General features: G+C 69.4%; 3 protein-coding genes. All 3 read left to right on the top strand.

The window, feature by feature from the left end; genetic code table 11:
* The first annotated feature begins 161 nt into the window (after positions 1-161).
* The 3 genes from GF399_08490 to GF399_08480 all read left to right on the top strand — a co-directional run bounded on the left by GF399_08490 (position 162) and on the right by GF399_08480 (position 4,104).
* Positions 162-572, top strand: coding sequence for a hypothetical protein (locus GF399_08490; protein MBD3400356.1), 411 nt, complete (start codon positions 162-164; stop codon positions 570-572).
* 137 nt (positions 573-709) lie between these two features.
* Positions 710-2,191 carry a hypothetical protein gene (locus GF399_08485; protein MBD3400355.1) on the top strand — a complete coding sequence of 494 codons (1,482 nt, stop codon included), beginning with the start codon at positions 710-712 and terminating at the stop codon, positions 2,189-2,191.
* Positions 2,188-4,104 (top strand): PDZ domain-containing protein, encoded by a 1,917-nt coding sequence (locus GF399_08480; GenBank protein MBD3400354.1) that lies wholly within the window; start codon positions 2,188-2,190, stop codon positions 4,102-4,104. The genes GF399_08485 and GF399_08480 overlap by 4 nt, the downstream gene beginning before the upstream one ends.
* The last annotated feature ends 57 nt before the right edge of the window (positions 4,105-4,161 follow it).

The raw sequence follows: 4,161 nt of genomic DNA, 5'->3' as shown, positions 1-4,161 counted from the left end.
CGGTTTTTGCATCTCGGCGACCGTTGGAACGAGGGTAACGGTTCGCCTCCGCAAAAACCGTGCCGGTTCCGGCGCTGAGCCACGTCTAGCTGCCGACGTTCGGGTGCTGTTTTTCAACGGGCGGCGCCGGGAGCCACCGCTTGCTGAAGAGAGGAGGCACGATGAACAGGTTTCTGGTTTTGCTATGTGTAAGCGTCAGCTTGGCCACCGTCGGAGACGCTCCACCGTTGACGGAGCAATTGCAGCGTGGTGTTGTGTGTTCAGTGGTCGACGGCGATACCATTTGGGTCGTGCTGGACGGGGGAACGACGTTAAACGTCCGTTTCGCCGGTGTCGACACCCCGGAACTCCACGTAGGTGGGGAGGAGCCCCCTGAACCAGGCGCCGTTGTCTACTCCCGCCTGACCACGGAGCATTTCCTTCCCGGCACCGTCGTCTGGCTGCGGGTGGTCGCCGAGGGCAGCTACGGTCGATCGATCGCCGAGGTCTACGATTATCCGGGTCAGCCGCTGGAGGAGAGCTGGCCGCGGTTGCTGGATCACCTGTTGACTGTTGAGGCCCTGGGCGACTGACCCCCGGCCGGTTGGGCTCACGAGTGATTGTAATCGAAAGCGGGTTCGACCACCAGCGTCTCCGCCTTGACGCCGTTGGTCCACCGGCTTATCATCGAAGTCGACCCTCAAGATCACGGTGGTGGAGAATGGCGGCGGTGGAGCGCAAGACCTGCGAGGTGTTGATCCTGGGCGGCGGGGCCACGGGCCTGGCGACGGCCCTGCGCCTGCGGGAGCTCGACCCGGAGCGCGCCGTGCTGGTCGTCGACCAGGCGGCGCTGGGGCGCTCCGGAGAGCTAGCGACGGGGACGGACCGGCTGGCGCCGCTGCCCGTCGACGACGAGGCCAAGAAAACCCTCGATGGCCGCTGGGGCGGCGACGGCCTGGTCGACGAACTCGACGGGCTGCCGGAGTTCGTCCGGGGCCTGGGGTTGCGCTGCGGGCCGCGGCTGGACGATTATACCCTGCGTCTGCACGGCGAGGCCTTCAAGCCGCGGCTGGCCGCAGCGGCGGCCGGGTCCGGCGCCGAGCCGCTCGAGGGTTGCTTCGTCACCGATCTGTTGCGGCGCGATGACCGCGTCGTCGGCGCCCTGTGCTTCCATCTGCGGCTGGAGGTCTTCATCGTCCTCGAGGCCCCGCTGACAGTGCTCTGTCTGGGCCCGGCGGCGGGGCTCTACGGCTCCGGCCTTTGCGGTGCGCCCCACCGCCGTCCGGCCAACCCCTTCAACGCCGGAGCGGCCTGGAGCCTGGCCCACGACGCCGGGGCGACCTTGATCGAGCTGGACCAGCGCCACCTGCCCGTGGTGCTGGCGGAAACCGGCGCTCCCGTCGAGCCCTTGCTCGATCTGGGATTGCCCCTGCGCGGTGCGGGTGAAGGGGCGCTCGCCGACGACGAGGCCGAGCTGCGACGCCTTTTGTTGGAGCTCGAAGCCGGCGCCGGACCGTTGCTGGCGGACAGCGGCGGTCTGGATGGCGAGGGCCGCAGGGAGCTGCGACGGCGCTACTTGGAGCGCCACCCCGCCGCCGTTCTCGGCTGGCCGCCGCAGGAGAACGGCGGCGTGCCGCGCTTGCTCGAGCTCGGATTAGCTCCGCCGCGCCTGGACGGCGGGATGAGCGTCGCCGGGATCGCCGTTCGGGCCGACGGCTCGACGGGCGTACCGGGGCTCTATGCCGCCGGAGCCTGTGTCGGCGGGCGAGCGGGCAAGGGCCTGGCCGGCTGTCTGGCCGAGGGCCGCCGCCTCGGCGCCGCCCTGGCCGATCTGCGGCCGCCCCCGCCCGCTGAGCGTCCCCAGCCCGATGACGAGGAGTTGACGCTCGCTCTGCGTCGCGCCGTCGCCCCGCTCGAGCGTCTGACCCGCATCGGCGACGGCGTCACCCCGGCGGAGTTCGATCAGCGGCTGCGTCAGTTGATGGACCGTTACGTCGGCGGCGCCGCCGCGGGCTTCCGCCTCGACGAAACCCGCCTCGAACTGGCTAAGGCCGAACTCGCCGCTCTGGGCGGGGAAGCCGACCTGCTGCTGGCCGCCAACCATCTCGAGCTGGCCGACGCCCAGCGTTCCCTGCAACGCCTGGCGACGGCCCGGCTCCTCGTCGACCACCTGAGCGCCTTGAAGCCATCCGCCTTGGAGAAGACCTCATGAAGCGAACCGTTATACTGGTCTGCCTGATTGCCCTCGCCGCCGCGGCGGCCACGGATCCAACCGCCGCGGCGGTCCTCGAACAGCACCGCGACCTCGTCGGCGTTGAAACGATCTGGAACGGGCTGTCCGGGCTACGCCTGGCCGGCGAGATGAACCTGGGCGGGATGGCCGGGGAGTTCAGCATCGCGCTGCTGTACGGAACGCCGCTGCCCACCCCGGACGGCGAGGGCCGCATCACAGCCGCGCCCTTCCTGCAACAACTGCACTACCGCCTGGTCAACGACCTGCCGGCCCTGCACCAGGAAACCTATCTGCTGCCCGGGGGCGGTTACAGCCTGGCGCCCAACGGTGAGCTGCGCGAGCTGGCCGGTGAGGAGCTCGAGGCCGCTTACACCGACGCCGTCTTCGAAACCTTCCTCTACTGCTACCCCAGCGGGGACGTCTACGACGTCGTCTACCTCGAGGAAGGCGAATTCGCCGGCGAGGCCTGCCACGTCCTGCGCTACCAACCCCACTACGACGCCCCCCTACCCTTCATGGCCCGGACCTGCTACTTCGCCGTCGACGACGGTGCTTTCCTCGGTCATCGCTCGGAGTACGAGACCCTGACCGTCGTGGTCACCGCCGACGCCTTCACCGAATTCGAGGGCCTGACCCTGGCCACCGACTACCGCCTCAATATGGGGGAGGGGTTGCCCTCCTCGATCCAGCATATCGACAGCTACGAGCTCAATCCGGAACTCGCTCCCGCCGACTTCCAACCCAGCCCGTCGCTGACCCTCGACTTCCCCGTCGGAGCCGACTACGTCGAATTGCCCTGCGAACAGACCCTCAACCTGCTGTTCGTCGAGGCCGTCGTCAACGGCGAACCCTGCCGGATGGTGCTGGACTCCGGCGCCGGGATGAGCTGCCTCGACGCCGCCTTCGCCGACGAGCTGGGCCTCGAGGTCCAGGGCGAGCTGCCCGCCGCCGGCGCCGGGGGCACCGGCTCCGTCTCCGTCGTTACCGCCGACGGCCTGGAACTCGGCGGGCTGACCATCGAACAACCCACCCTGATCACGATGGACTTCTCCCCCTTCGCCCGGGCCCTGGGGGCGGACTGGGACGGTATTCTGGGTTACGAGATCTTCGCCCGCCTGCCCGTCAGCGTCGACTACGCCGCCGGCCTCGTCCGCTTCCACGACCCCGCCGCCTACGAACCGCCGGAACCCGTCCCCGGCCGGGTCGAGATCCTGCCCCTGGAGTTCGAGGGCAACCTGCCCGTCGTCCGCGCCGCCGTCGAGGACCACGACCCCGCCCCCTACCTCCTCGATCTGGGCAACTCCGCCTACACCACCGTCCACGCCCCCGCCGTCGATGCCCTCGGCCTGCTGGAAAGCCATCCCGACCACCACCCCATCCTCACCGGCGGTTTCGGCGGGATGAACGAACACCAACTGACCCGGCTGGAGACCTTCCACCTCGGCGCCTTCCGACTGCCCGCCACCCCCGTCGTCCTGGCCGTCGGCGGCGGCGGAGTGATGGAGGGCGAACGCCTCCAGGGCAATATCGGTCAGGCCGAGCTGGCCCGCTTCGCCCGGGTGACCCTCGATTACACCGGCAAACGCCTGATCCTCGAAGCCCCCGACGGCGGACCCGGACCAGCCGAACCCGTCAACACCTTCGGCGTCGGCTTCACCTTCCTCAGCGACACCCCGCTGGTGGTCTACGTCTGGGAAGACTCCCCCGCCGCCGAGGCCGGTCTGCACGTCGACGACGAACTGGTCTCCTTCGCCGATCGTCCCGCCGCCGACTGGAGCGCCGCCGCCGTCGCCGAGACCCTGACCGCTCCGCCGGGAAGCGAACTCCAACTGACCGTCCGCCGCGACGGTGAGGAACTCGAGCTGACCCTGACCGCCCGCGAGCTGCTCTGAGCCCAAACGAAGACCTTTCCAGCGTTAGCCGCAGCGCGACGGTCCCCTCTGGAGGGG

This window comes from Candidatus Coatesbacteria bacterium (assembly GCA_014728225.1).
GTDB lineage: Bacteria > RBG-13-66-14 > RBG-13-66-14 > RBG-13-66-14 > RBG-13-66-14 > WJLX01.
The sequence above is the reverse complement of the archived record's forward strand: the minus strand, read 5'-3'. Positions and strand labels throughout refer to the sequence as shown.

Coding starts and splice junctions, on each gene's coding strand:
- GF399_08490 (MBD3400356.1), top strand. CDS start 162: ATGAACAGGTTTCTGGTTTTGCTATGTGTAAGCGTCAGCTTGGCCACC.
- GF399_08480 (MBD3400354.1), top strand. CDS start 2,188: ATGAAGCGAACCGTTATACTGGTCTGCCTGATTGCCCTCGCCGCCGCG.